This window comes from Corynebacterium sp. HMSC064E08 (genome assembly GCF_001811805.1).
In the GTDB taxonomy this organism is placed as follows: domain Bacteria; phylum Actinomycetota; class Actinomycetes; order Mycobacteriales; family Mycobacteriaceae; genus Corynebacterium; species Corynebacterium jeikeium_D.
Genome location: NZ_KV806698.1, coordinates 175904 through 197869, shown reverse-complemented (window position 1 = coordinate 197869; position 21966 = coordinate 175904). Strand labels below are relative to the sequence as shown.

The window sequence follows — 21966 nt, the reverse complement described above, 5'->3', positions numbered from 1 at the left end:
ATCACCGAGGCCGCACGAGCCTCTGACCACGCCGAGTCGAGGGGGTCAACCACTCTGCCATAGTCACGCACTCGTCGAGATGCCGGACAGCACAAGCTCCAACCAGCGACGACACACCTCGGCCTTCGGGTCCGTGGGCGCGGTGGCCATTAGGAGGTAGAAGTCGTCGATAGTGATCACCGGACTCCGACGCCACCTTGCGCACCGACAACCCATCCAAGCCATCCCGCACGAGGACGCGCACTGCCGCATCCACCACGAGCTCGGCGTCGGCTGCCTGCGCACGTTGAACACGTCGACAATCGCCGCTAGCATTTATCATACGATCGTATGCTAAAGGAGGCCCGTATGAAGCGGCACCGCGTCGGCGCGATGGCCTGGGTGCTCAGCGCACTGGTGCTCCCGATTCAGTTGTTCGTGGCGCTGGGCTGGCCAAATCGCTACTCGCTCTCTCGCAACACCATCAGCGATCTCGGTGTGACCACCTGCGGGGAGTACTCCGAACTCGGTCAGCAGATACGTCAGGTGTGCTCGCCGGAACACGCGGTCTTCAACATCGGCATGGTCGCTTCCGGGGCTCTAGTCCTGCTCGGCGCGGTTGCCCTGCATGGATACTGGGCTCGGCTCGCCGGCAAAGGCGGAACCATCCTGATGGCGATTGCCGGAGCCTCGGTCATCGGCGTCGGCCTTCTCCCTTGGGACGTGTCGCCCGCAGCCCACGACGGCTTCGCCCTGCTTCAAGCCGCCGCGCAGTGGATCGCCATGACGCTCATCGCCGTCGCCGCCGGGCCGGGCAGTTTCCGGAAGGTCACGGCCGCGGTCGTGATCCTCTCCGTCGCAAGCTTCATCATGTTCGTCGCAGCACTGGATGGGTACGAGATGCCTTGGATTGGGCTCGGCGGTGCCGAGCGGCTCTCCTTCGACTCGCTGACGCTCTGGACCGCGCTGACCGGCGTTGCGCTCGTGAGGGCTCACAAGCCGTCCGCTCAGGTGCGGGAGCGGGCCTCTCTGCGACGGCCATGAGACAGCACTGCTGTCTCGATGCGTGAGCCCTGCGCTGAGAACCGGACATGAGCTTTCGGCTACACGTTGAACTTGAACTCCACGGTATGTAGTTGCAAAGTTACTTTCTCGAGAACCTCGCCGCCCACGTCGCTCCCGCGTTGGGCGGCAGCCGAACCACAAAGGATCAGTCATCTGCTATCCATCGACTAATTCTTGCAGGTCGCAGGACCTTCGCGTAACTGTCAGTTCAGCGCATTTTGAATAGTTCAGCACACGATGTATAGTTCAGTACATGCTGACCATTGCTTCACGCCTCGACGTCATGAACCGGCTCGGCCGGGCCATGGCGGATCCGACGCGCTCCAGAATCCTGATGACACTACTCGACGGCCCGAGCTACCCGGCCGTGCTTTCGCGCGACCTGGACCTGACCCGCTCGAACGTCTCGAACCACCTGACCTGCTTGCGTGACTGCGGCATCGTCGTCGCCGAGCCGGAGGGCCGCAAGACACGCTACGAAATCACCGATCCCCACCTCGCGACAGCGCTCAACGCGCTAGTGAACGCGACGTTGGCTGTCGACGAAAACGCCCCGTGCATCGACCCTGAGTGCTCGGTGCCTGGCTGCGACGGAAAAGGAGCGGACGCATGAGTTCAGCATGTGGATGCGAACACGAACCAGCCACGGAGATCGAAGATCTCGATCGGCCATGGTGGAAGGACCCCGAGTTACTACTGCCAATCTTCTCCGGCGTAGCCCTCTGCATAGGTCTGGCGCTGGGCTGGTCCGGGCTAGAGACACCCGCGACAGTACTGTTCTGGGTCGGCCTGCTGCTAGGGGCGTATACGTTCGCGCCCGGCGCTATCCGGAACCTTGCCACGAAGCGCAAGCTCGGCATTGGTTTGCTGATGACGATCAGCGCGGTCGGCGCGGTAATCCTCGGTTACGTCGGAGAGGCCGCGGCGCTAGCGTTCCTGTACTCGATCGCCGAGGCACTGGAAGACAAGGCGATGGACCGGGCCCAAGGCGGACTGCGGGCACTGTTGAAGTTGGTACCGCAGACCGCGACGGTGCTGCGCGACCGTACAGCGGTTGAGGTCGCAGCGAATGACCTCGTGGCTGGCGAGCTGATGCTCGTGCGCCCCGGAGAGCGGATCGCCACGGACGGCATCATTCGGTCTGGGCGCTCCAGCCTTGACACCTCAGCGATCACCGGAGAATCCATTCCGGAGGAGGTTGCGCCCGGCGACGAGGTGCCCGCGGGAGCAATCAACTCCGCCGGCGTGCTGGAGGTCGAGACGACCGCAGCTGGAACGGACAACTCGCTGACCACACTCGTGGACCTGGTCGAGCAGGCGCAGGCGGAAAAGGGCGACCGCGCCCGGATCGCCGACCGGATTGCCCAACCCCTAGTGCCCGGGGTGATGATCCTGGCGGTGCTGGTCGGCGTGATTGGCTCGCTGCTGGGCGACCCCGAGACGTGGATCACCCGCGCGTTGGTGGTTCTGGTCGCAGCATCGCCGTGTGCGCTGGCAATCTCCGTGCCGCTGACGGTCGTGGCCGCGATCGGCGCGGCCAGCCAGTTCGGCGTGGTCATCAAGTCCGGTGCGGCGTTCGAGCGACTCGGCGGCATCCGTCACCTGGCGGTGGACAAGACCGGAACCCTTACCCGCAACCAGCCCGAGGTTACCGACGTGGTCCCGGCAGACGGATTCGATCGGGCTCAGGTGCTTGCTTTCGCGGCGGCAGTTGAGCAGCAATCGACGCACCCCCTCGCCGCTGCGATCGCGGCAGCGGGGCCCGAAGCGCCCGCTGCCTTGGACATCAGCGAGGAAGCCGGGCATGGCATCGGCGGCACCGTCGAAGGTCGACGGGTACTTGTGGGCAGTCCCCGGTGGATCGACGCCGGGCCACTGAAGGCAGACGTTGAGCGCATGGAGTCCGAGGGTCAAACCTGCGTCCTTGTCACCGTCGATGACGCCCTCTCCGGGGCGATCGGGGTCCGCGACGAACTGCGGCCCGAGGTGCCCGAAGCTGTGCAGACCCTGCACGCCAACGGCGTGGAAGTGAGCATGCTCACCGGCGACAACACTCGCACCGCCCGGGCGCTGGCTGAAATCGCCGGAATCGACGACGTGCGCGCCGAGCTGCGTCCAGAGGACAAGGCAAGCATCGTCGCCGAGCTCTCCGCCAAGACGCCGACGGCGATGATCGGCGACGGCATCAACGACGCGCCGGCATTGGCGGGCGCGACGGTGGGCATCGCGATGGGGGCAACCGGTTCTGACGCCGCGATCGAGTCCGCTGACGTCGCCTTCACCGGCCACGACCTCCGGCTGATCCCGCAGGCGCTGCAGCACGCCCGTCGAGGCAGCAGGATTATTAACCAGAACATCGTGCTGTCTCTGGCCATCATCATCGTGTTGATGCCGCTGGCGATTAGCGGCGTGCTGGGTCTGGCCGCCGTCGTATTGGTTCACGAGGTCGCTGAAGTTATCGTGATCTTGAACGGCCTGCGGGCCGCGCGAGCGAAGCGCTGAGACACACCTTCGCCCAGCGCGCTGACTCTCCAGCGCGGATCTTGGAAGGATCGAGCTGCTCAGGGACCAAGCGTCGCCTCAAAACTTTTGATGCCGAGCTTCATCGATACGACCCGCGACTACCTTGGCAGTGTATTTGGCAAAGGGCCCGACACCCATCAGGGTTGCCGAGCCGTCGCCGGTCCAGTTGCCGTAACCAACTAGATGGAGATTCTTCATCGCGGTTTCACGGCCACGCATGAGGTGGCGGAATGGGCCGAGGGCCGGACGGAAACCAGTGCACCAGATTAGATGGTCGTGGTCGAGCTCGCTCAAGCTATCGAAGATGGAGGTAGCGGTGAGCTGGCCGGCGTCGCGGAGCTCACGTCGATGAGGAAGCGCGAGAATGTCCTCGAGGTTCGGGCCGGAATCGCCACCGAGAATCCGGCGGCGGCTGCCCGCGTTAAACGTTGAACTTGAACTCCACGACGTGTCGTTGCTAAATACCCTTTACCCTATGGACATACAGTAGAAGCTGCTAGAGATTGAGTAGATACAAGAAGTAAAAAGCGATAGCTAGGATCGCAGTACAACCTTCGAGACCGCGACGACGGCTGCTACCGTAGGCCTCGTTGCCTAACTGACACCAACGCCGTGGCCACTACTCGGGGGACACCCCCAACATTAATGCTGCCCTGCCGGCAGACCAGGGTGGCCGTGTGAGTATCGGACAATAATGCGTAGTCCTCCAAGGGTCTGGACACAGGGGCTTTCCCCTTTCCTCAGTGGTGCGACCAGAGGGAGTAGAAACATCCACCCCGGTGCACCCGCTGCGGTGACAACGACCCATCGCCCGCAGCAGGTGGCAATCGTCACGGTTATCCCTCTTTTTCAGATTCCTGTCCTCGGGATCAGAAAAAGACGGGGACCTGTCATAGGTCAGTGAGCATTTGCTGCATCTGGGCGATCTCGGCCTCCTGGTCGTTGATAATTTGTTCGGCCAGGGTGATTGCATGGGGATTCTGGCCGTCAGCAACCTCGTCACGGGCCATGTCGACCGCACCTTCGTGGTGGGCGGTCATCTGCTCCAGGTAAAGGCGGGCGGCGCCGGTGCCCTGGGCTTCCTCAAGGGCTGTCATGTCCTCCTGGCTCATCATCCCGCTCATGCCACCCATCTAGCCGTGATCCATTCCACCTATCTCATCCATGGTCCCCATGCCCCCCCAGAGTCGGTGACCGGCTGCTGGCCCCAGGCCTCGAGCATGGCGTTCATCCGGTCAATCTCCGGTCCCTGGGCGTCAATAACCCCCTGGGCAAACTCCACGACCTGGGCGGGGATGCCCTCCTTGGCCAGGAGCATCTCACTCATTTCCACGGCCTGCTTGTGATGGGGAATCATCATCTGGGCAAACATGATGTCCGCGTCGTTGTGATCGGCGGAGATCTCCCCGTCCTCCTCAGTCGCCGCCCTGGTGGCCTCGGTCGTCTCAGCGGTAGTCGTCGCAGTGCTGGTGGCCGAGGTGGTGGCGTCGGTGTTGCCTGAGTCGGTGGCCTCACCGCAGGCGGCCAGCGCCAGGGTGGAGGCTACGGCGAGAGCGGAAAGAACAAGGGTGTGCTTTATGGTGGAGCCCTTTCAGGGTCATATGGGGTCAGTGGAGAGAAGTGATGGATCAGTGGACGGCGGTGGATTTCGGAGTAGGCGTGGTGTGTTACTCCTTCGGACTGGTGGGAGCCAGGTGGGCCGGATCCAAATCAATGCGGCGCAACAGCTGGGCGTTCAGGGCCACCACGATGGTCGAGGCAGACATCAAGATCGCGCCCACGGCCGGGGACAGCACGAACCCGATCGGGGCGAGCACTCCGGCGGCCAGCGGCACGGCGAGGATGTTGTAGCCAGAGGCCCAGATGAGGTTCTGGATCATCTTGCGGTAGCTGGCCTGCGAGAGCTCAATCATCGACAGCACTGCCCGCGGGTCATCACTGGCCAGGACCACTCCGGCGGATTCCATGGCCACATCCGTGCCGGCCCCGATGGCGATACCGACCTCCGCGCGGGTCAGAGCGGGGGCGTCGTTGACACCGTCGCCGACCATGGCCACGCTCAGGCCACGCTCCTGTAACTGGGTGACCTTGGTGTCCTTGTCCTGGGGCAGGACCTCGGCGAAGACCTCATCGATCCCCAGGTCCTGGCCAACCGCCTGGGCCACCTGCTGCGCGTCACCGGTGATCATCGCGACCTTCACCCCGCGGTCCTGCAGGGCTTTCACGGCGGCTCGGGATTCGGGGCGGATCTTGTCCTCGACGGCCACCGCACCGATAATCTGACCGTCGCGGACAATATGGAGCACACCGGCCCCACGCCCGGTCCAGGCGCTGGTGGTGTCGGTGAGCTCGGCCGGGGTGGTGAGGTTGAACTCGCGCAGCATGTTCGGCCCGCCCACGAGGATCTCAGCGCCATCGACAGTGGCCCGGACCCCCCGACCGGAGGCGGCGCTGAAACCAGTTGCACGCATTTGCCGACGGGAGGCCTCGGGATGGGCGGCCGCGGCCGCCACGATGGCGCGGGCCACGGGGTGCTCGCTGTCGGCCTCCGCGGCGGAAGCCAGGGCCAGCAGCTCGCCCTCGGTGACGCCGCCAGCTGCCGCGACACCGGTCACCGCGTGCGCTCCCTCGGTCAGGGTGCCGGTTTTGTCGAAGAGCACCACGTCGATGGTGCGCATCCGCTCAAGCGCCATCCGGTCCTTGATGAGCACCCCGGATTCCGAGGCCCGCTCGGTGGAGATCGCAATGACCAGCGGAATCGCCAGGCCCAGGGCGTGCGGGCAGGCGATGACCAGCACCGTGACCGTGCGCGCCACGGCATCGTCCGGGCTGCCGATGATGGTCCACACCACCGCGGTTATCAGAGCGGAGATCAGCGCGAACCAGAACAACAACGCCGCCGCCCGATCCGCCAGGGCCTGGGCCCGTGAGGAGGACTCCTGGGCGTCGGCAACCAAGCGTTGGATCCCGGCCAGGGCGGTGTCCCCGCCGGTAGCCTCCACCCGGATGCGGACGGTGTTGTCGGTGGCCACAGTACCGGCGACCACCTTGTCACCGGTGTCGCGGAAGACGGGTCGGGATTCGCCGGTGATCATCGCCTCATCGAATTCGGCGGCTCCGTCGAGGATGGTTCCGTCGGCCGGCACCCGGGCACCGGCCCTCACCAGCACGACGTCGTCGACGGCCAGCTCGGAGATGGACACGGTGCGGGTGGTCCCGTCGATGACTTTCTCGGCCTCATCCGGCAGCAGGGCAGCCAGCGCGTCAAGCGCGGAGGACGCGGCCCCGAGAGCACGCATCTCCAGCCAGTGGCCCAGCAGCATGATGGTCACCAGCAGGGCCAGCTCCCACCAGAAGTCCAGGTCAAGATCGCCCAGCCCCAGAGTGGTGACCCAGGAGGCGACAAACGCCACGGTGATGGCCATGGCGATCAGGAGCATCATTCCGGGTTGGCGGGATTTCAGTTCGTTCCATCCGCCCTTGAGGAAAGGCGTTCCGCCGTAGACGAAGATGATCGTGCCCAGCACCGGGGGGATCCAGGTGGATCCGGGGAATGCCGGGAGGTGGTAGCCTAGCAGCTGGGCGACCATGGGGCTGAAAATAACGACGGGAATGGACAGAATCAGCGACCACCAGAAGCGGTCCCGAAACATTGCGGTGCTGTGTCCGGCGTGTTCGCCGTGACCATGAACGTGGTGGTCTTCGTCCATGGCGGAGTGTGGGTGATCGTGGGGCATCGCCTGGCCGTGGGTGTCGGCATCTGCGTGGTGTTCGTGGCTGGCATGATCCGGGTGGTGGGTGTGGTCTGTTTCCGGAGCGGGGTGATCACCATGGTGCTTGCTGGAATGGTGGGGAGTGTTCATGACGTTCCTTTCCGCTCAACCCGGTCGGGGTCGAGATGATGGGTAAAACTGATCAGGATAAAACGGTGTAGCCGGCCTCCTCGATGGCCCCGCGAACCATCTCCGGAGGTACGACACCGGTGACCGTGACGGTGGAAACACCACCAGCAGCGAGATCAATCTGGACGTCGTCGACCTGGGGGAGGCCCTGAAGGGCCTGGGTCACGCTTTTCGCGCAATGCCCGCAGGTCAGGCCGGTGACCTGGTAGCTCGGGGAGGACCCTCCTGCTGACGAGTCGCTGGCGGCAGGGACGGAGGCGGTGTCGGCGCGTGAGGCAGGTCCGCAACAGCTGCAGCCGTGGGAGGCCATCGGCAAGAGGCGGGGCGGGAAGGTGATCATGGGAAGGCCCCTTCGGTTCGGTGGGGTGTGGCAATTCCGCTCTCTAGCGTATACCCCCCCCAGGGTATATTTTCAAGGAGTGGAGGGCACGGCCCTCACGCGGGGCAGGGTGTGGTCACCGAGCAGCCCCCTCACTGTCGGGAGGGGACATCGGGAGGCGGAGGGCAAACACCGCTCCACGACCGGGTCCGGGGGAGGTGGCAGCGAGAGTGCCGCCGTGGGCCTCGATCAATGCCCTGGAGATGGTCAGACCGATACCGGACCCGCCGTTGTCCCGGCTGCGGGCGGCATCCCCCCGGTAGAAGCGTTCGAAGATGTGTCCGAGCTGGCCAGGTGGGATGCCCTCGCCGTCATCGGCGACGTGGATGAGCGCGGTGGACGCCCCCTGGCGGTGGACGCTGATCCGGACCTGCCCGCCGGCCGGGGTGTGCCGTAGCGCGTTCGACAGGAGGTTGCTCATCACCTGGCCGAAGCGTTGCCGGTCCACGATCACCCGGGCGGTGTCCGTAATGGTCTCGACCTGTAAATCGACGCCTTTGTCAGCATAAGCTTCCCCCGCGGCAGCAGCGGCGGTATGGAGCAGATCCCCGAGCCCTTCCTCCGCCAGGTCCAAATCGATCCGGTGTTCCTGGGCCCGGGAGACATCGTCAATGTCCTCCATCAACCGGGTCAGGCGGGTGAGTTGGTCAGCCATGATCGTGTGGTTGGCATTATTCCAGTCCACGACCCCGTCCTGGAGACCATCGAGGTAGGCCGTGAGCACCGATAAGGGGGTGCCCATTTCGTGGGCCAGATCAGAGAGCATCTGGCGGCGGACCTGTTCGGTGTGTTCCAGTCGGTCGGCCATGGTGTTGAAGGCATGCGCCAGGGTGGTGACCTCGGGGCCTGCTTCTCCGGCGGGCACGCGGATACGGTAGTTACCGGCCGCCAGGCTGGTAGCGGCGCGGGTGAGATCCTGCAGGGGGGTGCGCAGGCGACGCGATAACCACAGGCTGGCCAGTAGGGCGCTGATTAAGGCAGTGGGCAGGGCGACGGCCAGGGTGATCAGGTTGGCGTCCCGGTAGGCCTGCTCGGCATGGAACAGCTCCAGCGAGGGGTCCTCCCGGCCGGCCATCAACATATGATCATGGAACAGGGTCGGCCCCACCGTCGTGGCCACGGCCGCGGCCACCATCAGGCTAATCACCACGACCAACACCTGGGCGGCCAGGAAGCGGAAGGTCAAGCCGGGTCCGTGATTCATGGCTGCCCCATCCGGTAGCCCACGCCACGCACGGTGTCGATAAACCCCCGGCCTCGGGTGTCGGTGCCGAGCTTGCGACGCAAGTTGCCTATGTGGACATCGACGATGCGTTCATCACCGACCCAGGTGGTGTCCCAGACCTCGGTGACCAGGTCGTGGCGGGTCAGCGCCTGGCCGGGGCGCAGGGCCAGGGCAACCAGCAGCTCGAACTCCGTGCGGGTGAGCTCCACGGTCGTCTCCCCCACCCGCACCTGATGGGCGACGGGGTCAAGGATGAGGTCACCAACGATCAAGGGGGTGGTCACCTGCGGTGGGGTGGTGCTGGTGCGCGGGCGGCGCAGCACTGCATGCACCCGGGTCACCAGTTCCCGGATGCTAAAAGGTTTGGTGATGTAGTCATCCGCCCCCAGGGTCAAACCGCTGATCTTGTCGTCCTCGCTGCCACGCGCGGTGAGCATGAGGATGTAGCAGTCCGAGAAGGTGCGGATCCGTCGGCACACCTCCAGGCCGTCGAGTTCGGGCAGCCCCAGATCCAGCACCACAACATCGGGGGAAAAGCGACGGGTCTCGTCCACGGCCTGGGTGCCGGTGTGCGCCTGACGGGTATCGAAGCCTGCCCGGATGAGGTAGGAGGCCACCATCTGAGCCAGGGGTTGTTCATCATCGACGACCAGCACCCGCCCCGGGGGCGTGGCGGTGGTCGGTGTGTGGTCAGCCATAGACCCCAGTATCGCTCCGGCCAGGAGGGAATACCATCCTCGCTCAGTGCCCGGCGGGGAATCTTCATCAAATCTTCAAACATAACCCTTCGACCGCCGTCACCCCTGTGCCCCACCCCGGGCCGGCGGCATCGCCTCCCCTGGTCGGTTCAGCAGGCACCACCAGGGATTTCACTGCAAGCACCGCATACCCGGGGCGGGTAGAAGGACATCGCCCACGGCTGTGGGGTGGTGTCCCGGTGGTGACCCAGCTCACCGAATTCACCCTCTTTTCGCCCTGCTATAAGGCCGTGAGCAGGGTTTTTGATTTCTAGTCCGTCAGGCACCCGTGCTAGATAAAGGTATGGCATCGACCTTGAGGCGGTGTCTTCTCACGGTCCTACCCACGATCCAAGGAGATTGACGTGAAACGAGCAGCGATCGCAGTCGCCGCCCTTGCCCTCGCCCTCACGGGGTGTTCGGCCGCCGACCCGGAACCCACGGCCGACGGGACGGTGTCCCAGGATACATTCCTGACTACCCATGGCCTGGCCGACATGGACGCGGTGGAGATCATTGATCACCTCGACCGGCAGAAGGTCACTGAGCGTCCCACGGATTTGATCGCCTCAGTGCGCGCCGATGAACTGCTGCTCTCGAGCGGTGACCAGGAAGTCGTGGTCGATCTTCCCGACAATCAGACGTATGTCTCGATCGCACCCTATCTCACCTCCACCCACGACTGCTTCTACCACAGCCTCACGACCTGCCTGGGGGAACTCAACAATGAGGATATCCAGGTCACGATCACCGATGAGGCGACCGGTGAGGTGCTGGTGGACGAGGCGACAACCACCTTCGACAACGGGTTTATTGGCTTCTGGCTTCCCGATGATGTCACCGGCCTGATTGAGGTCAGCTACCAGGGGCGTACCGGCACCACGGAGTTTTCCACCACCGACGACGGTGCCACCTGTGTCACAGACCTGCGCCTGACGTGATGGCTCAGCAGGGTCCTCACCTGCGCCTGTCTCCCGTATCTCTGAAATCTTGCACCAAGGAAGGTTAAATCATGTCGAACGCGTTTTCCCGACGACAGTTTCTGCTCGGCGGGCTCGTCCTCGCCGGCACCGGGGCCGTGGCCGCCTGCACCAGCGACCCTGGACCCGCTGCCTCGGCACCAGGTTCCTCCCTTCACCCCACTCCCACCCCCACTGCGCTCGGTGAGCCGACGGTGCACCGGACACTGACCGCCCGGCCCCTCTCTCTGGATATCGGCGGTATCGAAGCCAAGACGTGGGGATACGTCTCTGACACCGGGGATGCGGCCATTGAGGCCACCGCCGGCGACGTCCTCCAGGTCGATATCACCAATGAACTGCCTGAGAGCACCTCCATCCACTGGCATGGCATCGCACTCCACAACGCAGCCGACGGTGTGCCCGGCATGACCCAGGACCCCATTGAACCTGGCGAGTCTTTCTCCTATGTTTTTGAAGTCCCCCACGGTGGCACCTACTTCTACCATTCCCACTCCGGCCTGCAGCTTGATCGCGGCCTCCACGCCCCACTGATCGTCCGTGACCCGCAAGACGCTGAGGACCAGGACGTCGAGTGGACCATCGTGCTCGACGACTGGGTCGATGGCATTCAGGGCACTCCCGACGATGCGCTCGACAAGCTCACCGGAATGGGTTCGGACGACCATAACGGGAAGAAGGGGATGGGAGGTCACGGCCATATGATGCACGGCACCCCGGACCGGGTACTGGGCGGGGATGCCGGCGATGTGATGTATCCGCACTACCTCATCAACGGACGTATCCCCCGTGCTCACCGGACCTTCGAGGCTCGCCCGGGCGACAAGGCCCGCCTGCGGTTTATCAACTCCGGCGGTGACACCATCTTCAAGGTGGCCCTCGGTGGTCACCGCATGACCGTCACCCACACCGACGGCTTCCCCGTCCAGCCCCGGGAGACCGAATCGATCTACCTGTCGATGGGCGAGCGTGTTGACGTCGAGGTCATCCTCGACGACGGCGTCTTCCCGCTCACGGCTTTGGCGGTGGGTAAGGACGACCGCGCCTTCGCCGTCATCCGCACCGCCGGCGGCCAGGCCCCACGCCCCGATGTCGACTTTCCCGAGTTGTCGTCCACCGGACTGCTCCTGTCCTCTCTGAAGCCTGCAGACCGTGCACTCCTGCCCGAGGGCACACCAGACCGAGAAGTTGGCATCGACCTGGGCGGGCAGATGATGCCGTATGAATGGAGCATTCTCACCGACGGCCAATCGTCCTCCGCGACCGTGCAGGAGGGCCAGCGCCTGCGGATGGTCATGCGCAACAGGACCATGATGCCCCATCCCATGCACATCCACGGCCACACGTGGGCGCTGCCCGGCAGCGGCGGGCTACGCAAGGACACCGTCCTTCTCCGCCACGGTGAAACCATGATCGCCGACCTGATCGCTGACAACCCCGGTGAGTGGGCATTTCACTGCCATAACGCCTATCACATGGAAACCGGGATGCTCAGCTCGCTTCGCTACGAGTAACCCCCACAGCAGGGCATCGAGCGAGATGCGAAGGTAAATGGCAGCACGTGTTGTTATACGACTAACACTAGCGCGCCTTAGGTTACGTTGAACTTGAATTCGACCACGTCACCGTCGTGCATGATGTAGTCCTTGCCCTCCTGGCGGACCTTGCCCTTGGCCTTCGCTTCAGCGATTGAGCCGGCCTCGACCAGATCACTGAAGGACACAATTTCAGCCTTAATGAAGCCACGCTCAAAGTCAGTGTGAATCACGCCGGCAGCCTGCGGGGCCGTAGCACCCTTCGGAATGGTCCAGGCGCGAGACTCCTTCGGGCCAGCGGTCAGGTAAGTCTGCAGACCAAGAGTGCGGAAACCAGCGCGAGCAAGCGAATGCAGACCCGGCTCGGTCTGGCCAATTTCAGCCAGGAGCTCATTGCGGGATTCCTCATCCAGCTCCAGAAGGTCCGACTCAGCCTTGGCGTCGAGGAACACACAGTCCGCCGGTTCCACAGCAGCGGCCAGATCCGCGCGGCGGTCCTCGTCGGCAAGCACTTCCTCGTCAGCGTTGAAGACGTAGAGGAACGGCTTTGCGGTGAGCAAGTGCAGCTCGCGCAGAGCGGAGAGCTTCACATCATCGGAAGCAGCGAAGAGAGTGCGCCCTTCTTCCAGTACGGCAAGAGCCTGCTTGACGGCTTCAACCTCACCGACCTTTTCCTTATCCTTCTTGGCTTCCTTTTCCAGACGCGGCAGCGCCTTCTCAATAGTCTGGATATCAGCCAGGATGAGCTCGGTTTCAATCACACCGATGTCAGAGGCCGGGTCAACCTTGCCGTCGACATGCACAACGTCATCATCATTGAAGACACGGACGACCTGACAGATAGCGTCAGCCTCGCGGATGTTGGCGAGGAACTTGTTACCTAGACCTTCGCCCTCCGATGCACCCTTGACGATGCCGGCGATGTCCACAAACGACACCGTAGCCGGAAGAATACGCTCGGAGCCGTAAATTTCGGCGAGCTTATTCAAACGGGGATCGGGAAGCTCCACAACGCCGACGTTCGGCTCGATGGTGGCGAACGGATAATTCGCAGCCAGCACATCGTTGCGTGTCAAGGCGTTAAACAGGGTTGACTTTCCGACATTGGGCAGACCGACGATTCCAAGTGTAAGACTCACATTGCTCATCTTACGGGCTCGGGGAGAAAGATTTGAACTCGCCCTAACTTCGTGAAGTTGCCCCCTATCCCCTCCGAACCCCCATAATGAATACGTGAGCAATAAACCCAATGAAGGCGAAGAGTGGACTGCGCAGTCCGAAAAAGACGCTATCGATCACGTAATGGGATCGGAGCCTCTGCGTATAGAACAGTCTCTGTCTATCCCCTCCGACGCCCATAAGTCAGCGGCAACGCAACCGGATCTGCCGGAAGATGCTGAAAACCTCGATGAGCTTATGAGCGAAAATGACTCCGAGTCCATCGACCGCGCCGACGTCATTGGCGAGGGCGCCCGATGGTTCGCAGGTTGGTGCCTGCGTTTCCTCATCACCGCAGCGGCGCTGTATGTCAGCGCTATGATTCTGGGAAAGATTTGGGCTGGCGTTCTGCCGATTCTGCTGGCTCTGATTGTCTCCACGGTGCTGGCTCCGCCCGCCGTGTTCCTGATGAAACACCGCTGGCCCCGCGCACTCTCCGCACTGACGGTCATCCTAGGCGCGCTGGCGCTGCTTGGCGGCGTTGTCGCGTTCCTCGCACCGACTGTGCAGTCGCAATTCCCAGAATTGCGTCGCCAGTTCACCGACGGCATTCAGGAAGTCCAGAACATCATTCAGGCTCCACCATTTAACGTCAAGGATGAGCAGATTCTCGACGCACTGGACCAGGGGTCCACATGGCTTCAGGAGCGCTCCGGCGATATCGCCAACACAGTCTTCCAGGGCATCTCGGTGGTCTCCTCGGCCGCCGTAACCTTGATGGCAATGCTGGTTCTGACGTTCTTCTTCATCAAGGACGGCCAAGACTTCCTGCCGTGGCTCCGCCGCCTGACTGGACGTCGCCTCGGCTGGCATCTCACGGAGGTGCTCACCCGCTCCTGGAACACGCTGTCGGGTTACATCCGCACGCAGGCTATCGTTTCGCTTATCGACGCGGTCTTCATCGGTGCCGGTCTTGCGATTTTGAATGTGCCGCTGGCAATGGTCCTGGCCGTGGTGACTTTCTTCGCTGGCTTCATTCCTATTGTCGGTGCGTTCACCGCCGGCTTCATTGCGGTGGTTGTCGCACTTGTTGCCAACGGCCTGACCACAGCAATCTTTGTCTTGCTCATCATCATTGCCGTCCAGCAGATTGAGGGCAATATTCTCTCCCCGATTCTGCAGTCCAAGGCTATGGACCTGCACGCCGCAATCGTCCTGCTGGTTGTCCTACTCGGTGGCGGTATCTTCGGCATCATCGGCGCCTTCCTGGCGGTGCCGGTCACTGCAGTCGTCGCGGTCTGGTTCCGCTACCTCGGCGACCTCACTGATTTGCGTACGGGCGACAAGACTGCAAAGGATATCGAGTTCGCCACGGACGCCGGATCAATCTCCGGCATTCAGATTGAAGCTGCCGGCCGTGCGATGCGCGACCGACTGGCTTCGTTCCGTCTGGGCAGTGATGACTCCGACAGCTCCGCGGAGAGCGCTGTGAAGGCAGATGCTCGCACCGCCGGTAAGGTTTCCCCCGATGCTGGTCCGACCAAGCAGGAAGAGGGAACGATGACCAAGGCCTTCCACAAGGTCACTGAAGTCGTCTCCGGGCCTTTCTCTAAGAAAAACAAGTAGGGCGAGATTCCAAGACACGGGCAGGCTCTTATACCGGGCTTGCCCGTTTTTATCACTAATAACCGGTAGGATACGCATTCGTGTCGAACAGATCAGCAATAACCCGTAAAGGCAGTGGGAACAAACCCCTGCTTCCACGCGTGCCAATGTTTGTGCCGCCGTTGCTGATGCTTCTGGCCGGAGTTTTTGGTTTGCTCTTTTCTGTTCCCAACGGTTCGCTTGGCAAGCCCTACTTCATTGCTTTTGCCGTGGCTGCTGTCGCCGGAACACTGTTGGTGGTTCCTCGCGGCCTGGTAGTTACCGTCGCTCAAATCCCCATTTTGTTCGCGCTTGTCACGTTTTTCACAGCGTGGTTTACCGGTTCTCTCGCCGATCCCGAAAATGGTGGCGCGACCGCGACGACCTCTAAACGCGCTCGCCTGGTGACCTCGGCATATCCCATCATCCAGCAGTTCCCGTGGCTGCTGATCTTGATGATCATCTGTGTCATCATCGCAGTATGGCGTTACCTCGAAATCACCCGCACCCAGGAGAAATCCCTCAACACCCAGCGCAAGGCCGCTAAACAGCGCCAGCATCGTGACGAAGCCGCTGTCGAATCCAGCTCTCAGGTGCGCCGTCGTCTCGCCGAATCTGATCGCCGCGTAGCTTCTCGCTCTCAGGAACGCCCTGCTTCACGACGTCCCGCTGCGGACATTATCCGAGATGCCGAAGCTCGCCGCCAGGCGCGCCAGCAGGCTGCACGCTCTCGGCAGGAGACTTCTCGTTCTGGTGCCCGACCGGCAGCGAGCGCCAGCTCGGCATCGCGCAACGCCGAGCAACTGCGTGAGCGACCAGTTGACCGCTCTAGGGAGCGCGCCCAGCAGCGCTCGAATTTCGCACAGCGGGTCCAGCAGCCAACATCCCGTTGGCAGTCTCGCCCGCATCCGGGCCAGGCGCAGTTCACTCAGGATTCCACTTCGCCAAACTCGACCAGACAGCAGCCTCGTCGTCCGATTGAACGGCCAAACGCACCGCAGCGGCCAACGCAGGAGTTTCCCCGTCGTCAAGCGGCAGGAACGGCACGGATGTGGGGAGAACAGTCTTCGCCGGAGTCTCGGTCCGAAAAGCCTCAACAGAGTCCCGCACGCCCGGGGAGCAACCACCGTCGCACCGAAGAGTGGCCACCGCGACAGCAGCGCCCTCGCCAGGAGCGCATAACCGGGCGCGATAGCAGGTCTCGTTACCGCAAGTAGCTCGGGCTTGCACTTTTACCGTCACAGTTGCCCACAGGCAGATTTAGCCTGTGGGCAACGTGCGTTTATTAGCAGGACGATCCGCCCCATCGTGTAAGTGTTGATGTATGTCGAAATTGGAAACGTCGGCCGAGAAACCGGTTCAGGTTCGACGCCTGAACCAGTTAGTCAAGGACTACATTGAGCGCCTTGGACAGATTTGGGTCGAGGGGGAAATCGCCCAGGTCAACTCCAAGCCGAGCTGGAAGCTCTCCTACATCACTCTGCGTGACACCTCCGCGGAGTTTTCGGTGTCGGTGACTTGTTCTACGGCGGCTCTGCGCAATAATCCGTTGCGCAATGGCGACCGAGTAGTGGTTTTGGGCAAGCCTGCGTTTTATGCCGGGCGGGGACAGTTTTCCCTGTGGGCTACGGAGTGGAGGCCCGTAGGTTTGGGGCAACTATTGGCGCGGCTGGAACAGCTGCGCCAGGCACTAGCGGCGGAAGGCCTCTTTGATCCACGGCTGAAACGCCCTCTGCCCTACCTCCCCAACAAGATCGGGTTGATTACCGGTCGCGGTTCGGCAGCTGAACGCGATGTGCTTTCGGTCGCGGGTGCCCGCTGGCCCGAAGTGGATTTCCGGGTAATCAACACAATTGTGCAGGGCGCCAAGGCTGTTCCGGAGATTATTGAAGCGCTGGCACAGCTCGACGCCGACCCGGAGGTCGATGTCATCATCGTCGCCCGTGGCGGTGGCAGTGTCGAAGATTTGCTGCCTTTTTCAGATGAGGCTCTGATTCGTGCGGTGAGTAAGGCGACAACACCGGTGGTTTCTGCAATCGGGCACGAGCCGGATACTCCGCTGTTGGACTACGTCGCTGATTTACGTGCTGCCACACCGACGGATGCGGCAAAGAAAACAGTGCCCGATGCTGCTGAGGAACGACGCCTCATTGCACAGCTTCGTGAGCGCTCCTCGGCATCCCTGCGGCGATGGGTTGACCGTGAAGTAGCTACTCTGAGGGATTTAACGTCGCGGCCGGTACTGCGCGATCCGCTCACTCCAATCCGCGTGCGTGAAGAGTTTGTCACGGCGCAGGTCGATCGGCTACGTTTTCTCATCCACCGCAGTCTGGAACGTGAGGAAGCCGTGGTATCGGGATTGCGCGGCAAGGTTTCAGCACTTGGCCCCTCTGCCACACTCGCTCGCGGCTATGCCATCGTGCAGGCACAATCGGCTACTCAGCCGGAACCACAGATTGTGACCTCTATTGCAGATGCTCCGATGGGTTCCCAACTGCGAATTCGCGTCAGTGACGGCTCCATCTCTGCAGCGACGCTAGCTACGAAGCCGGCGAATTAGTAAGCAATGACTTTTCCAACTTTGAATCTTTAACTACTAGATGTAAAGGACGTATTCGCTAATGAATGACAATGTTTTCGGCGCGGGCCAGGCTCCCTCTTCGGAGGAACAGGTACCGGTGGAGAACCTGAGCTACGAGCAGGCTCGAGATGCTCTGGTCGAGACCGTCAAGCTCCTAGAACTCGGACAGATGAGCCTGGATGAATCCCTGGCGCTGTGGGAGCGAGGCGAGGCGCTGGCCCGCCGCTGCGAGGAGCATTTGGCTGGCGCACGGGCAAAGGTTGAAGCCGCCTTGGCCAGCAAGAATCAGGATGTCTCGGCTTCTGCCGAGAATGCGGGCGGTGAGGAATAAAAAGAGACGAGAAACGACCGTCAGTTCATATCGTTTCTCGTCTCTTCGTCGATAGCTGAGTTCAGCTATTTTATTCCCCTAGTTGGGATTACCCATCCTAGTGAGCGCTCGACTCGGCCTACTTTGCTGGTGCCGACGGCATCTCGGACGCAGTCGGCTGCGGCTGTGACGAATCCGGCATTGTCGCGTCCGGATCGATTGGCTCGGCCTTCTGCATAGCCGCCGCCAACTGTGTGAACTCCTCGTCGTTGGCAGTGCCCTCGATAATTGCGCGGGAGTCACCGAGGTCCCCAACCCATACGCGACGCACGTTGTCCTCAGCCGGCTCATACTTAGTCCAGGTTGTACCTTCCACGTCAGTAGTACCGTCCCGGAGACGGTTCTTACCATCATCCGGCAGCTGACCTGCTTCCGCATCTGTTTGCGTGACCTGAATGAATGCTCCGCTAGCGGTGACATAGCCAATAATGGTCGTCTGCTTCCCCGCCGCCATACCCGCGCGGGTCGAGTTTGAAGTCCAGCCCTCAGGCACCTTCGGCAGGCGAACTGGATAGTCCACGCGCCGAGCCTCCACGTTCACGAATGGGGCAGCATCGACTTCGTGCACCGGACCGTTTTCCGGCTTCCCGGGGTTAAAACTGCACAGGCCGGTAAAGCCGATGGTGACAGCCACCGCAAGAAACATCACCACGAGGGTGAGAATCATGTCTCGACTGTCCTGCAAAATCCTAGGTTTCTCATTCGCCACGCGCTCAAGTATGCCAAAGGCCCCGCAACGAACCTAGTCATCAGTCGCACCCGCACAGCTGCAGCTAGCAATACTTGATGACGGACGCTGTCGACGTCGTCAAGCGAACTGACGCCGGAACAAACTTTTGATAACCGCGTGATGTGGGGGTTTAGCCCTGAAACTCCCCCCACTTTGGCGCTGCGTCCACCCCCGAACACCAAAAAGGTGGAACACTAGTAACAGATGCAAAGGCGCTAAAACTGATGCGCCAAACATCAATCAATAGAAATTGTTGCAACGCTAAACCCCAGTTTCCTGGCGTGGCGTCTCCCAGCACATTCTCAAACCTCAAAAGAGTTCTCAAAAACCACGGAAGGGCCAGAAGTCAATGAACGCCTCGAATCCTGAAGCACCAGATCGCAACCTTGCGATGGAGCTCGTCCGAGTTACTGAGTCCGCTGCACTGGCAGCTGGTCAGTGGGTCGGTCGTGGTCAGAAGGAAAAGGGCGACGGCGCTGCCGTCGATGCCATGCGTCAGCTCATCAACACCGTGGCTATGAACGGTGTCGTTGTTATTGGCGAGGGCGAAAAGGACGAAGCCCCGATGCTGTTCAACGGCGAAAAGGTCGGCAACGGCCAAGGCCCGGCCGTTGACATCGCGGTTGACCCGATTGACGGCACGACTCTGATGGCAGAGGGCCGCCCGAACTCTATCGCTGTTCTTGCTGCTGCAGACCGCGGCTCCATGTACGACCCGTCGGCTGTGTTCTACATGGATAAGATTGCTGTTGGCCCGGAGGCTGCCGGCAAGATTGACATCGAGGCTCCAGTTGAGCACAACATCAAGGTCGTTGCTAAGGCCAAGGGGCTGCGTCCGGAAGATGTCACTGTTGTCGTGCTGGATCGCCCGCGCCACGCTGACATGATTCGTGACATCCGCGAAGCTGGCGCCAAGGTTCGCCTGATCGGCGATGGTGACGTTGCTGGCGCTGTTGCCGCAGCTCAGAACACAAACTCGGTTGATATCATGATGGGCGTCGGCGGCACCCCAGAAGGTGTCATCACCGCATGCGCCATGAAGTGTATGGGCGGCGAGATCCAGGGCAAACTGCACCCGCGCGATGAGGCCGAAATTAAGAAGGCTCTCGACGCTGGGCACGATCTTTCTCGTGTTCTGACCACCGATGACCTGGTCGCATCCGACAACTGCTACTTCGTTGCCACTGGTGTCACCAACGGTGACATGCTGCGCGGTGTCGCTTACCGCGGTAACGGCGCGTGGACCCGCTCGCTGGTTATGCGCTCCAAGTCCGGCACCATTCGTCGCATCGAGGCTTTCCACTCCCTGGAGAAGCTGCGCAAGTACGCCAGCATCGACTACGGCAAGGGCGAGATGCCTGACATCGATCTGTAAGTAACTACCCCTTTAGTGGTGCCCTCAGGGCACCACTTTTTTAACAAACTGATTCATACTTGAAGACGAATGCGCTAACGGTTCTGCATCGCATGAAAATTGCATGCGCAATGAGGGGCCGTTCTGCGCGCACTCAAGTTCCCCTAACTGAAAGAGGCAACGAATGACAGAGCAGCAGTTCCGCATCGAGCACGACACCATGGGCGAGGTTAAGGTTCCGGTTAATGCCCTGTGGCGCGCACAGACTCAGCGTGCAGTTGAGAACTTCCCGATTTCCGGCCGTCCGCTGGAGTCTGCACAGATTCGCGCTATGGGTCTGCTGAAGGCAGCTTGCGCCATCGTCAACAAGGAGCGCGGCCTGCTGTCTGCTGAGCAGGCAGATGCCATCGTCGCCGCTGCCAAGGAAATTGCCGAAGGCAAGCACGATGCTGAGTTCCCGATTGACGTCTTCCAGACCGGTTCGGGCACTTCTTCCAACATGAACACCAACGAAGTCATTGCGTCCATCGCAAAGGCCAACGGCGTTGAGGTTCACCCGAATGACCACGTCAACATGGGTCAGTCTTCCAACGACACCTTCCCGACTGCCACTCACGTCGCAGCAACCGAGGCAGCTGTCAAGGACCTCGTCCCGGGACTGAAGGTTCTGCAGGAGTCCCTGGCTAAGAAGGCCAAGGAATGGGAGACCGTTGTTAAGTCCGGCCGCACTCACCTGATGGACGCTGTCCCGGTGACCCTGGGTCAGGAGTTCTCGGGTTACGCTCGCCAGATTGAGGCTGGCATTGAGCGCATCGAGGCCACCCTGCCGCGTCTGGGCGAGCTGCCAATCGGTGGTACCGCTGTTGGCACCGGCCTGAACACCCCGGCGGACTTCGGTGCCAAGGTCACCGCTGAGCTCGTCGAACTGACCGGCATCAAGGAGCTGCGCGAGGCTCAGAACCACTTCGAGGCTCAGGCTAACCGCGATGCCCTGGTCGAATTCTCCGGCGCTATGCGCACCGTCGCAGTCTCCCTGAACAAGATCTCTAACGACATCCGCTGGATGGGCTCCGGCCCGCTGACCGGCCTTGCTGAGATTCACCTGCCGGATCTGCAGCCGGGTTCCTCCATCATGCCGGGTAAGGTCAACCCGGTTCTGTGTGAGACTGCCACCCAGGTCGCAGCGCAGGTTCTGGGCAACGACACCGCTGTTGAGTTTGCTGGCGCTAACGGCGCATTCGAGCTGAACGTCTTCATCCCGGTCATGGCACGTAACGTGCTGGAGTCCGCTAAGCTGCTGGCGAACACCGCACGCGTCTTCGCCGAGAAGCTGGTGGACGGCATCGAGCCGAACGTTGAGCGTATGAAGACTCTGGCTGAGTCCTCCCCGTCGATTGTGACCCCGCTGAACTCCGCCATCGGCTACGAGAACGCAGCTAAGGTCGCTAAGACTGCTCTGAAGGAAGGTAAGACCATCCGTCAGACTGTTATCGACATGGGCTTCGTCGACGGCGAGAAGCTGACCGAGGAAGAGCTGGACAAGCGCCTCGACGTGCTGGCAATGGCCAACACTGATCGTGACTAGTTCTTTCTGAACTCGAAGGTGTGAGAGCACCTTACGCATAAGACCCCGTAGTCTCACTTCGCTGAAAGACTTCGGGGTCTACTATTTTTTTCCTAAACGTCGGACAAGTTTCAGAGAGTGACTAACTATTCCCACCTATCGCCACACCATCACATTTCCTCGCCGTTGCGTCGCCGAGTGGTTCTCCCGCCCCGGCGCTGTCACCCGCCTAACACCGGG

The 21966-nt window shown here is 61.8% G+C and carries 20 protein-coding genes and 1 pseudogene; 12 read left to right on the top strand and 9 right to left on the bottom strand.

The window, feature by feature from the left end; genetic code table 11:
- Position 1: 1 nt before the first annotated feature.
- The gene (locus tag HMPREF2820_RS10960) at positions 2–322 is read right to left on the bottom strand and encodes a hypothetical protein (RefSeq protein ID WP_210384763.1); all 321 of its coding nucleotides are present in this window, start codon (positions 320–322) and stop codon (positions 2–4) included.
- Between the two features lie 26 nt (positions 323–348).
- Between HMPREF2820_RS10960 and HMPREF2820_RS04100 the strand changes: the two genes are divergently transcribed.
- The 3 genes from HMPREF2820_RS04100 (at position 349) to HMPREF2820_RS04090 (ending at position 3546) form a co-directional block, all read left to right on the top strand.
- The gene (locus tag HMPREF2820_RS04100) at positions 349–1023 is read left to right on the top strand and encodes a DUF998 domain-containing protein (RefSeq protein WP_070602904.1); all 675 of its coding nucleotides are present in this window, start codon (positions 349–351) and stop codon (positions 1021–1023) included.
- A 274-nt stretch (positions 1024–1297) separates the two neighbouring features.
- The gene (locus tag HMPREF2820_RS04095; RefSeq protein ID WP_070602902.1) at positions 1298–1657 is read left to right on the top strand and encodes a Cd(II)/Pb(II)-sensing metalloregulatory transcriptional regulator CmtR; all 360 of its coding nucleotides are present in this window, start codon (positions 1298–1300) and stop codon (positions 1655–1657) included.
- Positions 1654–3546 (top strand): heavy metal translocating P-type ATPase, encoded by a 1893-nt coding sequence (locus tag HMPREF2820_RS04090; protein WP_070602900.1) that lies wholly within the window; start codon positions 1654–1656, stop codon positions 3544–3546. The genes HMPREF2820_RS04095 and HMPREF2820_RS04090 overlap by 4 nt, the downstream gene beginning before the upstream one ends.
- Positions 3547–3624: 78 nt before the next feature.
- On the opposite strand, the gene HMPREF2820_RS10670 is transcribed toward HMPREF2820_RS04090, so the two are convergent.
- A complete protein-coding gene (locus HMPREF2820_RS10670; protein ID WP_246822211.1) occupies positions 3625–3861 on the bottom strand; it encodes an oxidoreductase in 237 nt (78 codons plus the stop codon).
- Between HMPREF2820_RS10670 and HMPREF2820_RS11025 the strand changes: the two genes are divergently transcribed.
- Complete coding sequence (locus HMPREF2820_RS11025; RefSeq protein ID WP_246822210.1) at positions 3844–3999, top strand: hypothetical protein; 156 nt, start codon at positions 3844–3846, stop codon at positions 3997–3999. The genes HMPREF2820_RS10670 and HMPREF2820_RS11025 overlap by 18 nt on opposite strands.
- Before the next feature lie 458 nt (positions 4000–4457).
- On the opposite strand, the pseudogene HMPREF2820_RS11120 reads toward HMPREF2820_RS11025, so the two are convergent.
- From HMPREF2820_RS11120 to HMPREF2820_RS04055, 5 genes and pseudogenes are all read right to left on the bottom strand, one after another.
- Positions 4458–5146 (bottom strand): annotated as a pseudogene (locus tag HMPREF2820_RS11120) (DUF305 domain-containing protein).
- Between the two features lie 88 nt (positions 5147–5234).
- Positions 5235–7430 carry a copper-translocating P-type ATPase gene (locus HMPREF2820_RS04070; protein WP_070602896.1) on the bottom strand — a complete coding sequence of 732 codons (2196 nt, stop codon included), beginning with the start codon at positions 7428–7430 and terminating at the stop codon, positions 5235–5237.
- A gap of 52 nt (positions 7431–7482) precedes the next feature.
- Entirely contained in the window at positions 7483–7809 is a 327-nt protein-coding gene (locus tag HMPREF2820_RS04065; RefSeq protein ID WP_070602894.1) for a heavy-metal-associated domain-containing protein, read from the bottom strand.
- Between the two features lie 115 nt (positions 7810–7924).
- Positions 7925–9052, bottom strand: a complete 1128-nt coding sequence (locus HMPREF2820_RS04060) for a sensor histidine kinase (RefSeq protein ID WP_070602892.1) — start codon at positions 9050–9052, stop codon at positions 7925–7927.
- The gene (locus tag HMPREF2820_RS04055) at positions 9049–9771 is read right to left on the bottom strand and encodes a response regulator transcription factor (RefSeq protein WP_070602890.1); all 723 of its coding nucleotides are present in this window, start codon (positions 9769–9771) and stop codon (positions 9049–9051) included. The genes HMPREF2820_RS04060 and HMPREF2820_RS04055 overlap by 4 nt, the downstream gene beginning before the upstream one ends.
- 404 nt (positions 9772–10175) lie before the next feature.
- On the opposite strand from HMPREF2820_RS04055, the gene HMPREF2820_RS04050 reads away from it, so the two are divergent.
- The gene (locus tag HMPREF2820_RS04050; protein ID WP_070602888.1) at positions 10176–10751 is read left to right on the top strand and encodes a CueP family metal-binding protein; all 576 of its coding nucleotides are present in this window, start codon (positions 10176–10178) and stop codon (positions 10749–10751) included.
- A 71-nt stretch (positions 10752–10822) separates the two neighbouring features.
- Positions 10823–12304: a multicopper oxidase family protein gene (locus HMPREF2820_RS04045; RefSeq protein WP_070602886.1), complete on the top strand. Its 1482-nt coding sequence runs from the start codon at positions 10823–10825 to the stop codon at positions 12302–12304.
- Between the two features lie 77 nt (positions 12305–12381).
- Here the strand turns inward: HMPREF2820_RS04045 and ychF are convergent, their stop codons facing one another.
- Positions 12382–13464 carry a redox-regulated ATPase YchF gene (gene ychF / locus HMPREF2820_RS04040; RefSeq protein ID WP_070603206.1) on the bottom strand — a complete coding sequence of 361 codons (1083 nt, stop codon included), beginning with the start codon at positions 13462–13464 and terminating at the stop codon, positions 12382–12384.
- Positions 13465–13558: 94 nt separating this feature from the next.
- On the opposite strand from ychF, the gene HMPREF2820_RS04035 reads away from it, so the two are divergent.
- The 4 genes from HMPREF2820_RS04035 to HMPREF2820_RS04020 all read left to right on the top strand — a co-directional run bounded on the left by HMPREF2820_RS04035 (position 13559) and on the right by HMPREF2820_RS04020 (position 18039).
- Complete coding sequence (locus tag HMPREF2820_RS04035) at positions 13559–15109, top strand: AI-2E family transporter (protein WP_049172279.1); 1551 nt, start codon at positions 13559–13561, stop codon at positions 15107–15109.
- A gap of 146 nt (positions 15110–15255) precedes the next feature.
- Entirely contained in the window at positions 15256–16344 is a 1089-nt protein-coding gene (locus HMPREF2820_RS04030; protein WP_246822221.1) for a DUF6542 domain-containing protein, read from the top strand.
- A gap of 107 nt (positions 16345–16451) precedes the next feature.
- Positions 16452–17687, top strand: coding sequence for an exodeoxyribonuclease VII large subunit (gene xseA / locus HMPREF2820_RS04025; RefSeq protein ID WP_016423170.1), 1236 nt, complete (start codon positions 16452–16454; stop codon positions 17685–17687).
- A 61-nt stretch (positions 17688–17748) separates the two neighbouring features.
- Complete coding sequence (locus HMPREF2820_RS04020) at positions 17749–18039, top strand: exodeoxyribonuclease VII small subunit (RefSeq protein WP_070602881.1); 291 nt, start codon at positions 17749–17751, stop codon at positions 18037–18039.
- Between the two features lie 118 nt (positions 18040–18157).
- Here the strand turns inward: HMPREF2820_RS04020 and HMPREF2820_RS04015 are convergent, their stop codons facing one another.
- Positions 18158–18787, bottom strand: coding sequence for a DUF4245 domain-containing protein (locus tag HMPREF2820_RS04015; RefSeq protein ID WP_005510716.1), 630 nt, complete (start codon positions 18785–18787; stop codon positions 18158–18160).
- A 370-nt stretch (positions 18788–19157) separates the two neighbouring features.
- Between HMPREF2820_RS04015 and glpX the strand changes: the two genes are divergently transcribed.
- On the top strand, positions 19158–20183 hold the full coding sequence (glpX, locus tag HMPREF2820_RS04010) for a class II fructose-bisphosphatase (RefSeq protein WP_005510610.1): 1026 nt from the start codon (positions 19158–19160) through the stop codon (positions 20181–20183).
- Between the two features lie 163 nt (positions 20184–20346).
- Positions 20347–21747, top strand: coding sequence for a class II fumarate hydratase (locus HMPREF2820_RS04005; protein WP_070602879.1), 1401 nt, complete (start codon positions 20347–20349; stop codon positions 21745–21747).
- The last annotated feature ends 219 nt before the right edge of the window (positions 21748–21966 follow it).